11 protein-coding genes and 1 tRNA gene are annotated in these 14,784 nt (G+C 70.9%); 9 read left to right on the top strand and 3 right to left on the bottom strand.

All coding sequences use genetic code 11. The features are described from left to right. Positions 1-150: 150 nt before the first annotated feature. Positions 151-960, bottom strand: coding sequence for an ABC transporter permease (locus AC1DWJ_RS11310; RefSeq protein ID WP_457253529.1), 810 nt, complete (start codon positions 958-960; stop codon positions 151-153). Further along, complete coding sequence (locus AC1DWJ_RS11315) at positions 957-1,952, bottom strand: ABC transporter ATP-binding protein (RefSeq protein ID WP_457253528.1); 996 nt, start codon at positions 1,950-1,952, stop codon at positions 957-959. Before AC1DWJ_RS11315 ends, AC1DWJ_RS11310 begins: the two co-directional genes overlap by 4 nt. A gap of 89 nt (positions 1,953-2,041) precedes the next feature. Here AC1DWJ_RS11315 and AC1DWJ_RS11320 point away from each other — a divergent pair, with 89 nt between their 5' ends. Both AC1DWJ_RS11320 and AC1DWJ_RS11325 read left to right on the top strand, forming a co-directional pair. After that, entirely contained in the window at positions 2,042-3,463 is a 1,422-nt protein-coding gene (locus AC1DWJ_RS11320; protein ID WP_477620812.1) for a hemolysin family protein, read from the top strand. Next, a complete protein-coding gene (locus tag AC1DWJ_RS11325) occupies positions 3,460-4,494 on the top strand; it encodes a hemolysin family protein (RefSeq protein WP_457253526.1) in 1,035 nt (344 codons plus the stop codon). Before AC1DWJ_RS11320 ends, AC1DWJ_RS11325 begins: the two co-directional genes overlap by 4 nt. Before the next feature lie 604 nt (positions 4,495-5,098). On the opposite strand, the gene AC1DWJ_RS11330 is transcribed toward AC1DWJ_RS11325, so the two are convergent. Beyond that, a tRNA-Arg gene (locus tag AC1DWJ_RS11330) sits at positions 5,099-5,173 on the bottom strand. A gap of 59 nt (positions 5,174-5,232) precedes the next feature. Between AC1DWJ_RS11330 and AC1DWJ_RS11335 the strand changes: the two genes are divergently transcribed. From AC1DWJ_RS11335 to rho, 7 genes are all read left to right on the top strand, one after another. Continuing rightward, a complete protein-coding gene (locus AC1DWJ_RS11335; RefSeq protein ID WP_457253525.1) occupies positions 5,233-5,637 on the top strand; it encodes a response regulator in 405 nt (134 codons plus the stop codon). A 10-nt stretch (positions 5,638-5,647) separates the two neighbouring features. Further along, on the top strand, positions 5,648-7,294 hold the full coding sequence (argS, locus tag AC1DWJ_RS11340; RefSeq protein WP_457253524.1) for an arginine--tRNA ligase: 1,647 nt from the start codon (positions 5,648-5,650) through the stop codon (positions 7,292-7,294). Between the two features lie 3 nt (positions 7,295-7,297). Next, positions 7,298-8,734 carry a diaminopimelate decarboxylase gene (gene lysA / locus AC1DWJ_RS11345; protein ID WP_477620813.1) on the top strand — a complete coding sequence of 479 codons (1,437 nt, stop codon included), beginning with the start codon at positions 7,298-7,300 and terminating at the stop codon, positions 8,732-8,734. A gap of 114 nt (positions 8,735-8,848) precedes the next feature. Then, positions 8,849-10,216, top strand: coding sequence for a homoserine dehydrogenase (locus AC1DWJ_RS11350; protein WP_477620814.1), 1,368 nt, complete (start codon positions 8,849-8,851; stop codon positions 10,214-10,216). After that, entirely contained in the window at positions 10,216-11,301 is a 1,086-nt protein-coding gene (gene thrC, locus AC1DWJ_RS11355; RefSeq protein ID WP_457253521.1) for a threonine synthase, read from the top strand. Before AC1DWJ_RS11350 ends, thrC begins: the two co-directional genes overlap by 1 nt. Next, positions 11,301-12,248, top strand: coding sequence for a homoserine kinase (locus AC1DWJ_RS11360; RefSeq protein WP_477620815.1), 948 nt, complete (start codon positions 11,301-11,303; stop codon positions 12,246-12,248). The genes thrC and AC1DWJ_RS11360 overlap by 1 nt, the downstream gene beginning before the upstream one ends. A 310-nt stretch (positions 12,249-12,558) precedes the next feature. Then, positions 12,559-14,580, top strand: a complete 2,022-nt coding sequence (gene rho, locus AC1DWJ_RS11365) for a transcription termination factor Rho (protein WP_477620920.1) — start codon at positions 12,559-12,561, stop codon at positions 14,578-14,580. The last annotated feature ends 204 nt before the right edge of the window (positions 14,581-14,784 follow it).

Genomic DNA, 14,784 nt, shown 5'->3' on the forward strand with positions numbered 1-14,784 from the left:
CGCGCCGCGCTGCGGCGGGCAAGAGGTTTCCCGAGCGACCTTCGCCACGTCGCCCAGGGCCCCTTCAGGGGGCGCGCCAGCGCCCGGTCCGGGTATGCCGCGGGGCCGGGTCCCGTGCTGGAACCCGGCCCCGCGGCATACCTCGGCGACCTAGCTGATGTCGCTCCGGATGGTGCGCCACGAGCCGAAGCCGGCCAGCACCGCGGCGTAGGCGGCCAGGATGAGCGCGCCGGCCCACCAGGCGAGCGGCGTCACGGCGTTCTCGCCGCCCTGGTTGACCCCGTTGACCATGGCCTGCGTCGCCGCCGAGGGGAGGTACTGGACGATGTGGTCCCGGCCCCAGTCCCAGAACGACAGCCCGAAGCCGGCCAGGGGCTCGACGATCCAGGCCACGCCGACCGAGATCAGCAGGGCCGCCACCTGGTTGGGGATGAGGATCCCCGCGCCCAGCCCGATCAGTGCCCACAGGCCCAGGACGAGCAGGCTCAGGGCAAGGGTGCGGAAGACGCCGGACGTCGGGAACGGTGCGAACCCCCGGGCGTTCAGCACGATGGCGCCGGCGATGATCGACCCCGCCAGGGAGATGAGCCCGTAGATGGCGCCGATCCCGAGCAGGGCGACGACCTTCGCGCCCATCACCTTGGCCCGCTTGGGCGTGCCCAGGAAGGTGCTCGTGATGGTCTTGTGGCGGTACTCCGAGCCGATCTGCATCACCCCGATCGTCAGGGTGAGCAGGTAGCCGATGCTGAGGCCACTGGTGTAGACGCTGTTGGCGATCTGCTCCGGGGTGCCGGTGGGGACACCCTGGCCGGGTGCGGCGTTCGGGTCCGGGGCCTGGGTGAAGAGGAAGCCGAAGAGGACGGCGAGTCCCGCTCCCGCCACGAACATGGCGATGGCCAGCCCCCACCACATGCGCGTCGTGAAGAACTTGCGGAACTCGGCCTTGATGGCGTTGGTCATTCGTTGCCCCCTTCCTGTCCGGCGATGGCGTCTCGCTCGGCGGCCGCCTGCCCTGAGGCGCCGTCGCCGAGGTTGCGGTTGGTGCCCTCGGTCAGCTCGAAGAAGAGCGCCTCGAGGTCGGTGGTGGCCTGGCGCAGCTCGTAGATCGGCAGCCCGGCCCGCAGGGCGACGTCGCCGATCAGCCGCAGGTCGTGGGTCTCGGCCAGCAGCGTGCCGTCCTCGACCTTGCTCGTCACGTCGGCGACCCGCAGGGCGCCGGCGAGCGCGTCGAGGTCGGTGGTCCGGACGATGGTGTGGGCCTCGCCGTGCAGGTCGTCCATCGCGCCCTGCTTGATCAGCCGGCCGTTGTTGATGATGACGACGTCGTCGACCGTCTGCTCCACCTCCTGGAGCATGTGGCTCGAGATCAGCACCGTCTTGCCTTGGGCGGAGAGGTGCCGCAGGAACCCGCGCAGCCACCGGATGCCCTCGGGGTCGAGGCCGTTGGCCGGCTCGTCGAGGATGAGGACCTGTGGGTCGCCCAGCATCGCGGCGGCGAGGCCGAGCCTCTGGCGCATGCCCATCGAGTAGCCCCCCGCACGCTTGCGCGCGGCAGCGGGGATCCCGACGAGCTCCAGCATCTCGTCAACGCGCTGGGCTCCGACGCCTGCAGTGTCGGCCAGGACGCGCAGGTGGTCGCGACCGGTGCGGCCGGGGTGGAAGTTGGTGGCCTCGAGCGCCGAACCCACGACCGCCATGGGCTGGGTGATCTCCTGGTAGCTGCGCCCGCCGATGGTTGCGACGCCGCTGGACGGGTTCACCAGGCCGAGCAGCATGCGGAGCGTGGTCGTCTTGCCGGCACCGTTGGGACCGAGGAAGCCGGTGATGCGGCCGGGCTCGACGGTGAAGGAGAGGTTGTCGACGGCGGTGAAGCTGCCGAACCGCTTGGTCAGGTCGCGCACTTCGATGCGGGCGCCCTCGGTCGGTCGTGGTGGCGCTGTGGTCGTGGTCATCGTTCCCCCGGAGTCGGTGTCATGCCGGCATCCTCCCAACTGACGTGGGGTCAGGGTCAACCGGGTTGCGGCCCTAGGATGACCGGACTATGACCGAATGGCTGCTGGTCCTGACCGGCGTGGGGCTGACGATCGGGACGGCCGTCTTCGTGGCCACCGAGTTCTCGCTGGTCGCACTCGACCGGCCGACCGTGCAGAAGGCCGTGGATGCCGGGGACGCCCGCGCCGAGGTGGTGCTGGGGTCACTGCGCCGGCTCTCGACGCAGCTGTCCGCGGCCCAGGTGGGCATCACGCTGACCACGCTGATCCTCGGGTTCCTCGCCACCCCCTCGCTCGGGGCGCTGCTGGAGACACCGTTGCAGGCCCTGGGCCTCCGGGGCTCCACCCTGGACACCGTCGCTGACGCCGTCGCCCTGCTCATCGCCACGGTGTTCTCGATGGTGTTCGGCGAGCTGCTGCCCCAGTTCCTGGGCATCTCGGCCCCGCTCGCCACCGCCAAGGTCGTCGCCATGCCGGTGCGGGGCTTCGCGCTGGTCGCCCGGCCGCTGATCTTCGTGCTCAACGGATCGGCCAACCTCTTCCTGCGGGCACTCGGCATCACCCCCCGCGAGGAGCTGTCGGGCGCCCGCACCCCGCAGGAGCTGGCCTCGCTGGTCCGCCGCTCCGCCGAGGCGGGGACGCTCGACGAGGGGACCGCCCGGCTGGTCACCAAGTCGCTCGGGTTCGGGGAGCAGACCGCAGCCGACGTCATGAGCCCTCGCGCGCGGGCGTCGTCCATCGAGCGCACCGCCACGGCAGAGGACGTCGTCCGGCTCGCCCGGCGCACCGGGCACTCGCGCTTCCCGGTGACCGGCGAGGACTGGGACGACATCGACGGCGTGGTGCACGTGAAGCGGGCCATCGCCGTCCCGCACGAGCGCCGCGACGACGTGCCGGTGTCGGCGCTCATGGTGCCGCCCCTCCTGGTGCCGGAGACGATCCGGCTCGACCCGTTGTTGTTGATGCTGCGCGAGCACGGTCTCCAGCTCGCCATCGTCGTCGACGAGTACGGCGGCACGGCCGGCATCGTGACCCTCGAGGACGTCGTCGAGGAGATCGTCGGCGAGGTGTCCGACGAGCATGACGTGTTCCGCACGACCGGGCGTGAGTTCACCGACGGGTCGTGGACGGTGCCGGGCCTCTGGCGCCCCGACGAGGTGCGCGAGCGCCTGGGTGCGGTCGTGCCCGACGGCCCTGCCTACGAGACGACCGGTGGCTTCGTCATGGCCGAGCTCGGTCGGATCCCCACCGTTGGGGACACCGTGGACATCCCCGGCTGGGCGATCACCGTGCTGGCCATGGACGGCATGCGGGCCGACCGGCTCCGGTTCGTCCCGACAGGGGAACATGACGACTCGGACTCGCACGAGGGGACCTCGGTCGAGGGTTCCCCGCGGGGTCCGGCCGCACCCGGTCGCGGCGCCGGTCGCTCGGTGACCGCCGGTGGCCGCGACGCGGAGGGGGCGAAGTGAGCGCCGGCGCGGTGTGGGTCACCGCCCTGCTCCTGCTGCTCAACGCGTTCTTCGTCGGTGCCGAGTTCGCGGCGATGGCGGCGCGGCGTTCCACGCTGGAACCCCTGGCGGCACACGGATCCCGCCGGGCGCAGGTCTGCCTCGACGCCCTCGAGCAGATGGGTTCGCTGCTCGCCTGCGCGCAGCTCGGCATCACGGTCTGCTCCGTGCTGCTGGGTGCCATCTCCGAGGCCGCCCTCCACCACGCGCTCGAACCGGTCGTCCACCACCTCGGTCTGCCCGACGGGGTGACCGACGGCCTGGCGCTCGCGCTGGCCCTGCTCATCGTGGTCTACCTGCACGTGGTCGTCGGCGAGATGATCCCGAAGAACCTCGCCCTCGCCGGACCCGAGCGCTCGGCGCTGATCCTCGTGCCGGTGCTGCTGTTCATCACCCGGGCCCTGCGCCCGATCATCTCGGTCATGGAGGCGATCGCGAAGTCGCTGGTGCGGCTGTTCGGGGTGGAGCCCAAGGACGAGATCACGTCGGCCTTCACGGTCGAGGAAGTCGAGCACATCCTCGCCGAGAGCCGCCACGAGGGGCTGATCGAGGAAGGTCAGCACGGGCTGGTCGGCGCGGCCCTCGAGTTCAGCGACAAGGACGCCGTCGATGTCGCCGTCCCCCTGTCCGACCTCGTCACGTTGCCCCTGACGGCGACCCCTGACGACGTCGAGCGCCTCGTCGCCAAGCGCGGGTTCTCGCGCTATCCGATGCTGGACAACGCGGGCGAGCTCACCGGCTACCTGCACCTCAAGGACGTGCTCTACGCCGACGACACCGAGCGCGACATCGCCGTCCCGGTCAAGCGGGTGCGCAAGCTGGCGACGGTGCAGGCCGCCGACGAGGTCGAGGAGGTGCTGCGGACCATGCAGCGCACCGGCTCACACCTCGCACGCGTGGTCGACCCGGAGGGCACCGACATCGGCGTCGTCTTCCTCGAGGACGTCATCGAGGAGCTCGTCGGCGAGGTGACCGACGCCTCCCAGCGCTGACCGCGGCGCCTTCCCCGGCTGTGGGGCCTGCCTTCCCTCGTGAGCTGGAGGACGGTCCGATCGACGTCAATGCGGACGACGTCGGCGGCGCGGGTCCGCAGGCGCGGGTGCGTCGGTCGGCGCGGATTGGAGTCCAGGGCGACCGCCAGGAACCAAGGACTGCTCCTCACCTCGCTCGAGGACACGTGGTGCGACCTGGGCGAGGCTCTCGAGCTCGACGACCTGGTGGTGGTCGGAGATGCCGTGGCGCGGCGGCTCGCAGACGTCACGCCGCTGCGGGATGCGCTCCTCCGGCGGGTTCGGCCGAGAGGGGCGGTCGCCCTCAGGTCAGCCCTCGGACTGATCCGGGTTGGCTCCGACTCACCCATGGAGTCCCGCTGTCGACTGGTCTTCCACCGCGCCGGACTGCCGGAGCCGGAGCTCAACGCCGTGATCACCCATCGCGGTGGCGGCTTCCTGTGCAGGGCCGATTTCGTCTGGCGTGAGCGCCGCGTCCTGGCCGAGTACCAGGGCAGCAACCACTTCGAGTCGGTCCCGAATGACGAGAGGCCCGGAAGCGACGTCCAGCGCTGGGCTGGACAGTCATTCCGGGCCTCTCGACCTGTGGTGCCCCCGGCAGGATTCGAACCTGCGCTCCCGCCTCCGGAGGGCGGTGCTCTATCCCCTGAGCTACGGGGGCCGACACGTGCGCTCCGTGAAGGAGGCGCCCGCAGAGGTTAGCAGCCTAGGGTGGCCCCCATGGAACGTGGGGGACTCGTCTACGTCTGCGACGACACGGAGCAGATCAGGCGCCTCATCCGGGTCAACCTCGAGATGGAGGGCTACGAGGTGCGGGAGGCCGGCGACGGCGAGGAGCTGATCGCTGCCCTGCACGAGCTCGACCGGCTCCCGGGGGTGGTCACCCTCGACGCACAGATGAGCCCGCGCGACGGCTGGTGGACGATCTCGCAGATCCGGGCCGACCCGAGGCTGGCGGACATTCCGGTCATCATGGTGACGGCCTCGGTGCAGCAGCACGACCGGGTCCAGGCGCAGGGTTCGGGACTCGACGCCTTCGTCTCCAAGCCCTTCGATCCCGACCACCTCATCGAGCTCGTCTCGGGCTTCATGGCCGACGGACGAGCGCACTCACCCGCGCCCTAGACTTGACCGGGTGACTCCCGAAGAGCTCTCCGCAGCCATCCGCACCGCCCTCACCGAAGCCGTCGCCGCCGGCGACTTCGCCGTGGACGTGCCCGCGGAGGTCCGCGTGGAGCGCCCGAGGAACCGTGACCACGGTGACTGGTCCACGAACGTCGCGCTCCAGCTGGCCAAGGGAGCCGGTATGCCGCCGCGCGACGTCGCCACGCGGCTCGCCGAGCGCCTGGCCCAGGTCCCGGGCGTCAAGGCGGTCGACATCGCGGGGCCGGGCTTCCTCAACATCACCCTCGACGCCGCGTCGGCCGGTGAGCTGGCCCGCAGCATCGTCGAGGCCGGTGCTGCTTACGGCCGCAACGACTCCGAGGCCGGACACGTCATCAACGTCGAGTTCATCTCGGCCAACCCGACCGGACCCCTCCACCTCGGGCACACGCGGTGGGCCGCGCTCGGCGACGCCATGAGCCGCCTGCTCAAGACGTCGGGCGCGACCGTCACGACCGAGTACTACATCAACGACGCCGGCGCGCAGATGGACAAGTTCGCCACCTCGGTCCTGGCGAGCGCGAAGGGGGAGCCCACGCCCGAGGGGGGCTACCCCGGCGCTTACATCGACGACCTTGCCGCCCAGGCGCTCGCCGCCCGTCCCGACCTGCTCGAGCTCCCCGCCGACGAGGCCCTGGCCGCGGCGCGGTCGGTGGCCTACGAGGCGCAGCTGCAGGACATCAAGGACACCCTCGCCGACTTCGGCGTGCACTTCGACGTGTGGTTCTCCGAGGCGGCCCTGCACGAGTCCGGTGCGGTCGAGCAGGCCGTCGACCGGCTACGCGAGCAGGGGCACGTCTTCGACGAGGGCGGCGCGATCTGGTTGCGCACCACCGACTTCACCGACGACAAGGACCGTGTCCTCATCCGGGCCAACGGGGAGCCCACCTACTTCGCAGCCGACGCCGCCTACTACCTGTCGAAGAAGGACCGCGGGTTCGACGAGAAGATCTACCTGCTCGGCGCCGACCACCACGGCTACATCAACCGGCTCAAGGCGATCGCGGCCTGCGCTGGCGACGACCCCGAGCGCAACATCGAGGTCCAGATCGGCCAGCTGGTCAACCTCGGTGGGGCCAAGCTGTCCAAGCGGGCCGGCAACATCATCGAGCTGCGCGACCTGATCAACTGGATCGGCACCGACGCGATCCGCTACTCGCTGTCCCGCTACCCGGCCGACAGCCCGCTGTCGCTCGATGGCGAGGAGCTGCGCAAGCAGACCAACGACAACCCGGTCTTCTACGTGCAGTACGCCCACGCCCGCACCTCCAACGTCGCCCGACTGGCAGGTGAGGACGGCGTCGTCCGCAGCGACGGCTTCGACCCGTCCCTGCTGACCGACCCGACCGAGGCGTCGCTGCTGGCCATCCTCGGCGACTTCCCCCGGGTCGTCGCCCAGGCGGCCCACCTGCGCGAGCCCCACCGGGTGGCCCGCTACCTCGAGGACCTCGCCGGCCACTTCCACAAGTGGTACGACACCTGCCGCGTGCGCCCGATGACCGCCGACGAGGAGATCACCGACCTGCACCGGACCAGGCTGTGGCTCAACGACGCGACCAGGCAGGTCTTGGCCAACGGACTGGACCTCCTGGGAGTCTCCGCACCCGACAGGATGTAGCCCATGCGCGCTCACGAGGCGGGAGCCCTCCACGCCGAGGGGTATGGCGGACCACCCCACTGGCTGCCCTGGCCCACCGACGTCATGGAGCTGATGCCGCAGCTGTGGCCCCAGACGGTCGGCCGTGACGAGGAGGGCCGCCTGACGGTCGGGGGACTCGACGTGGTGAGCATCGCCCGCGAGTTCGGCACCGCGGCATACGTGGTCGACGAGGCTGACTTCCGCGCCCGGGCGCGGGCATTCCGCGACGAGTTCGGTGCGCCCTTCGCTGCCCTCGGTGGGGTCGACGTCTTCTACGCCGGCAAGGCCTTCCTCTGCACCGAGGTGGCCCGCTGGGTGGCCGAGGAGGGCCTGTGCCTCGACGTCTGCTCCGGTGGTGAGCTCGCCGTGGCGCAGCGTGCGGGGTTCCCCGCGGCGCGGATCGGCCTACACGGCAACAACAAGTCGCTCGCCGAGATCCGTCAGGCCCTGGCCTACGGCGTGGGGCGGATCGTCGTCGACTCGTTCGAGGAGATCGACCGGGTGGCCGCGGTTGCCGGCGAGCTGGGGGTGCGCGCCCCGGTCATGGTGCGCGTCACGGTGGGCGTGGAGGCGCACACCCACGAGTTCATCGCCACGGCGCACGAGGACCAGAAGTTCGGGTTCTCGCTGGCCGGCGGCCAGGCTGCCGAGGCGGTCTCGCGGATCGTCGAGCGGAGCGCCCAGCTCGACCTGCTCGGGCTGCACTCCCACATCGGGAGCCAGATCTTCGACACGTCCGGGTTCGAGGTGTCCGCGCGACGGCTCATCGGGCTGCACGCCGAGGTGGCCCGTGTGCACGGGATCCACATGCCGGAGCTGGACCTCGGGGGTGGCTACGGCATCGCCTACACCTCGGAGCACACGCCGCTGCACCCCGGAGAGCTCGGTGAGCAGATGGCCGACCTGGTCGAACGCGAGCTGAAGGCGGTGGGTGACGGCGGTCCGGACACCCCGACCCCCCGCATCTCGATCGAGCCCGGGCGAGCCATCGTCGGTCCGAGCACCTTCACGCTCTACGAGGTGGGCACCGTCAAGGACGTCGACCTGGGCGGGGGAGCCAAGCGCACCTATGTCTCGGTGGACGGCGGCATGAGCGACAACATCCGCACCGCGCTCTACGACGCCGACTACTCCTGCACGCTGGCCAGCCGGCACTCCGACGCCGCGCCGCGGCTGGCCCGCGTGGTCGGCAAGCACTGCGAGAGCGGCGACATCGTCGTCATGGACGAGTACCTGCCGGACGACATCTCGGCCGGTGACCTGGTCGCCGTCCCGGGCACCGGTGCCTACTGCCGGAGCATGGCCAGCCAGTACAACCACACCCCACGCCCCCCGGTGATCGCGGTCAGGGACGGGCAGGCGAGGGTGCTGGTGCGGCGCGAGACGGTGGACGACCTGCTGGCCCTCGACGTCGGCTGAGCCGATGACCCCCGGCTACAGTCCGGATGGCGGAACAATGGGCGTCCACGAAGTGGTCACCCGTCACGATGGGCCCGACCGTGAGACAGCCCCACGAGGGCGCGAGGAGCAGGTGTGAGTGAGAGCCAGCAGGTGACGGCGGTGGAGCCCCTGAGGGTGGCCCTCCTCGGATGCGGTGTCGTCGGCTCGTCCGTGGCCCGGATGCTCACCGAGCACGCCGACGACCTCGCCGCCCGGGTGGGGCGGCCCCTCGAGCTGGTCGGCATCGCCGTGCGCCGGCCCGGCAAGGACCGCTCCGACCTGCCCGTCGACCCGGCGCTGTTCACCACCGATGCCGAGTCGATCATCACCGGGGCCGACATCGTCATCGAGGTCATCGGAGGCATCGAGCCGGCTCGCAGCCTCATCGAGCTCGCCATGAAGAGCGGCGCCTCCGTCGTGTCGGCCAACAAGGCGCTGCTCGCCGAGGCCGGCCCGGCGCTCTACGCCGAGGCCGCCGCCCACGGCGTCGACCTCTACTACGAGGCTGCCGTGGCCGGAGCCATCCCCATCCTGCGCCCGATCCGCGAGTCCCTCGCCGGCGACGAGGTGCGCAAGGTCATCGGGATCGTCAACGGCACCACCAACTACGTGCTCGACAAGATGGACTCGACCGGGCTGGGCTTCGCCGAGGCGGTCGAGCAGGCCCAGGCGCTCGGCTACGCAGAGGCCGACCCGACCGCCGACGTCGAGGGCTTCGACGCGGCGGCCAAGGCCGCGATCCTCGCCTCGCTGGCGTTCCACACCCGGGTGTCGAGCGACCAGGTCTACCGCGAGGGCATCACCGAGGTGAGTGCTGCTGACGTCCAGGCCGCGCGCGAGATGGACTGTGTCGTCAAGCTGCTCGCCATCTGCGAGCGCACCGAGACGGTCGGCCCCGACGGCACGACGACCGCCGGGGTGAGCGTGCGCGTGCACCCGGCGATGATCCCGCGGTCGCACCCCCTCGGTGGCGTCCGTGACGCGTTCAACGCCGTCTTCGTCGAGGCCGACGCTGCGGGTCAGCTGATGTTCTACGGCAAGGGCGCGGGTGGCGACCCCACGGCCAGCGCGGTCCTCGGTGACGTCGTCGCGGTGGCCCGTCACCGCGTGGGTGGCGGCCGAGGGCACGGCGAGTCGGCCTACGCCGACCTGCCCGTCCTCGAGATGGGTCAGGCGTTGACGAGGTACCACATCAGCCTCGACGTAGCCGACCGTCCGGGCGTCCTCGCCCAGGTCGCGACGTCGTTCGCCGAGCACGGGGTGTCGATCGAGACGGTGCGCCAGCACATCATCGCCGCCGAGCCCCAGGGCCCGGACGGCGAGCTGGGGGAGACCCGTGCGAACCTCATCGTCGTGACCCACACCGCCCCCGATGCCGCGCTGTCCGCCACGGTCGAGGCCCTCGTGCGACTCGACACCGTCCGCGAGGTCGTCTCCGTGATGCGGGTGGAGGGCGCCTGATGGCCACCCTGTGGCGCGGTGTGATCCGTGAGTATGCCGACCGCCTCCCGATGCTCGCGGGTGCGCCGGTGGTGACGCTCCAGGAGGGCGGCACCCCGCTGATCCCGGCAGAGCACCTGTCGGAGCTGACCGGTGCGGTCGTCTTCGTCAAGTACGAGGGGCTCAACCCGACCGCGTCGTTCAAGGACCGCGGCATGACCGCAGCGATCTCGATGGCGGCCAAGAACGGCGCCAAGGCGGTGATCTGCGCGTCGACCGGCAACACCAGTGCCAGCGCCGCGGCATACGCCACGAAGGCCGGCATGGCCTGCGCGGTCCTCGTGCCCGACGGCAAGATCGCGATGGGCAAGCTCAGCCAGGCCATCGCGCACGGCGCGACCCTGCTCCAGGTGGACGGCAACTTCGACGACTGCCTCACCTTGGCGCGCAAGCTCGCCGAGTCCTACCCGGTCGAGCTGGTCAACTCGGTCAACCCGGCTCGGATCGAGGGTCAGAAGACGGCGTCGTTCGAGGTCGTCGACGCGCTGGGCGACGCTCCCGACATCCACTGCCTCCCGGTCGGCAACGCCGGCAACATCACGGCCTACTGGAAGGGTTACCGCGAGTACCACCGCGGCAGCGAGCAGCCCGGCCCCGCGACCAAGCTCCCCCAGATGTGGGGCTTCCAGGCGGCCGGCGCGGCACCGATCGTCCTCGGTCACCCCGTCGACGACCCCGACACCATCGCCACCGCGATCCGCATCGGCAACCCCGCTTCGTGGAAGCAGGCCGAGGCCGCGCGCGACGACTCGGGTGGCCGCATCGAGTCCGTCACCGACGAGCAGATCCTCATCGCCCACCGCATCCTGAGCGCCCGGGAGGGCATCTTCGTCGAGCCCGGCTCCGCCGCGTCGGTCGCAGGTCTGTTGCAGGCCGCCGAGGCGGGCCAGGTCCCGGCCGGCGCCACGATCGTCTGCACCGTCACCGGTCACGGCCTCAAGGACCCGCAGTGGGCGCTGCGCAACGCCGACGGCTCGGACGTCACCCCGACCCGGGTCCAGGTCGACGCGTTCACTGCGGCGCAGGCGCTGGGTCTGCAGGACTGATGGCCGAGCTCGTCGTCGGCAGCTCCGTCCAGGCGCGGGTGCCGGCCAGCAGCGCCAACCTCGGGCCGGGCTTCGACTCGGTCGGGCTCGCCCTCGGGCTCTGGGACACCTGCGTGGCCACGGTCACCGACGAGCCAGGCATCACGGTCGACGTCCAGGGGGAGGGAGCCGCCGACGTCCCCCGTGACGCCACCCACCTCGTCGTGCGCACCATGCTGCGGGCCTGGGACGAGCTCGGCGTCGCACCGCCTCGCGGTCTGCACCTGAGCTGCGTCAACGAGGTGCCGCACGGCCGGGGCCTTGGGTCATCGGCGACCGCGATCGTGACCGGAATCGTTGCGGCACAAGGACTTCACGATGTATGCCGCGGGGTCGCCGAGGGTCCCGACCTCGCCTTCGCCAACGACCTCGCGGCGCGCCTCGAGGGGCACCCCGACAACTCGTCGGCCTCGGTCTATGGCGGGCTCACCCTCTCCTGGTCCGACTCGCCGGACGAGGGGACGCGCACCCTGCGTCTCAAGCCGCACCCCGAGGTGCACGCGCTGGTGCTCGTGCCGGCGACGCAGCTCTCGACCGCGAAGGCCCGGTCGGTGCTGCCGACCCAGATCCGCCACGGTGACGCCGCGCTGAACTCGGCTCGCGCCGCCCTGCTCGTGCAGGCCCTGACCGCGCACCCGGAGCACCTGCTCGACGCGACCCGCGAGTGGCTCCACCAGGAGGCCCGGCGCGACTCGTTCGCCGCGTCCATGGACCTCGTCGACGCGCTCCGTGGAGCCGGCCACGCGGCAGTGATCTCCGGGGCGGGACCGTCGGTCCTGGTCCTCACCCGCGGGGATGGAGCGCCCGCCGTCAAGGCCCTGACCAGCGACGACTGGACGGTGTTGGACCCGGGCATCCCGGCGACCGGGGCGCAGGTCAGCGACCTGCCACCCGGCCAGGACACGTGACGCCCATCTGGGCACACTGGACTGACGAGGCACCCAACGGTGTTACATTGTGAGCGCACTCGCAGCCGATGCCTCCTCTTGCGCATCCAGTGGCGAACTGCACCCACCACATGTCGGCGGCCTCGGCGCTGCCACGCCTCGCTGTGCTGCATGTGGCTCCATCGGTCAGCACGCCTGACCCAAGCACCGGTCCGGGATCTGAACACCGGCCGCGAACGAGGGGGAAGGATCCTTCGTGACAGACACCACCACTCTCGACACTGCGGGTACGCAGGACGAGAAGCCGCGTCGCTCCGGCGCACTGGGCACCATGAAGGTGGCCGAGCTGCAGGGCCTGGCCGCGAGCATGGGCATCACCGGTACCGCCAAGATGCGCAAGGGTGACCTCGTCACCGCCATCAAGGACCGCCAGTCCGGTGCCGGCGCGCCCGCGCGCCGCAGCGCTCCGCCGCAGGACCGCCCGGCGCAGACCGAGGCGCCCGCGACCACCGAGCCGCAGCCGACCCGCGGTGAGCGCCCGGACCGCGCCCAGCGGGCCGAGCGCGCCGACCGTGCCGTCCGTGAGCAGGTCGACCTGGCCGAAGGCCGGGCAGCGGAGGGTCGCGAGTCCGGCTCGGACGACGGCCGCCAGGACCGCGCCGACCGCCAGCAGGGCGAACGCCAGCAGGGTGACCGCCAGCAGGGTGACCGCCAGAACCGCACCCGGGCAGACCGTCAGCAGGGTGACCGCCAACCGGCTGACCGCCAGCAGGGTGACCGTTCGCACCGCGACCAGCAGGACCAGGGCGCGTCGGACCGGGACGAGCGCCAGCAGGACCGGCAGCAGGGGGACCGTCGCGAGCGCCAGAGCCGCGACGAGCGCCAGCAGGACCGGCAGGACCGCCAGCAGGCCGACCGCCAGAACCGCGACGACCGCCAGCACCGCGACGACCGTCCCCAGAACGACCGGGACGACCGCGATGACCGTGACGACCGCGGCAACCGCAACCCGGGCCAGGGCGGCCAGGGCCAGCAGGGCCAGCAGGGCCAGCAGGGCAACCAGGGCTACGACGACGACGGTGAGGGTCGCGGCGGACGCCGTCGTAACCGCAACCGCAACCGCAACCGCGACAAGCGGGGCCAGCGCGGCGACTACGGCAACGACTACGAGAACGAGCCCATGGTCGAGGAGGACGACGTCCTCGTGCCCGTGGCCGGCATCCTCGACGTCCTCGACAACTACGCCTTCGTGCGCACCTCCGGTTACCTGCCGGGTCCGGGCGACGTCTACGTCCCCCTGGGGATGGTGAAGAAGAACGGCATGCGCAAGGGCGACGCCGTCACCGGTGCCGTCAAGGCGCAGCGCGAGGACGCCCAGCAGAACCAGCGGCAGAAGTTCAACGCGCTGGTCCGCCTCGACACCGTGAACGGCATGTCACCCGATGACGCCCGCAAGCGCGTCGAGTTCGGCAAGCTCACGCCGCTGTACCCCCAGCAGCGCCTGCGGCTCGAGACCGACCCCAGCGTCCTGACCACTCGGGTCATCGACCTGGTCGCCCCGATCGGCAAGGGCCAGCGCGGCCTCATCGTCGCGCCCGCCAAGGCCGGCAAGACGATGGTCATGCAGGCGATCGCCAACGCGATCACGACGAACAACCCCGAGTGCCACCTCATGGTCGTCCTCGTGGACGAGCGGCCCGAAGAGGTCACCGACATGCAGCGTGCGGTCAAGGGCGAGGTCATCTCCTCGACCTTCGACCGTCCTGCCGAGGACCACACGACGGTGGCCGAGCTGGCCATCGAGCGGGCCAAGCGGCTCGTCGAGATGGGCCACGACGTCGTCGTGCTCCTCGACTCGATCACCAAGCTGGGACGCGCCTACAACCTCGCTGCCCCGGCGAGCGGCCGGATCCTGTCCGGTGGCGTCGACTCGGCGGCGCTGTACCCGCCCAAGAAGTTCTTCGGCGCGGCCCGCAACATCGAGAACGGTGGCTCGCTCACGATCCTCGCCACCGCGCTGGTGGAGACCGGCTCGCGGATGGACGAGGTGATCTTCGAGGAGTTCAAGGGCACCGGCAACATGGAGCTCAAGCTCGACCGTGGCCTGGCCAACCGTCGGATCTTCCCGGCGGTCGACATCAACAACTCGGGCACCCGCAAGGAGGAGATCCTCCTGTCGGGCGACGAGCTCAAGATCATGTGGAAGCTCCGCCGGGTGCTGGCCGCGCTCGACCAGCAGCAGGGCATCGAGCTCCTCATCGACCGGATCAAGAAGACCAAGAGCAACATCGAGTTCCTCATGCAGGTCCAGCAGAACTCCTCGATCCGCATCGACGACGACGACAAGGACTGACGCCCGGTTCGGTGCCAATCCGACCGGCGGCCCGGCGCCGAACAGGCGCCGGGCCGCTGTCCTGTCGTCCGCTCTGTGGGACGACGGGGAGCCCCGAGGTCTGTGGGTTTGCTCTGCAGTGCCGTCGGAGTGCCCGATGAGCGCGAAGAACGGGTCCTGAGCACGTACATTTGGTTCGGGCTCATCCATTTGCATGACGACGAG

This window comes from Pedococcus sp. P2_D7, assembly GCF_056404295.1.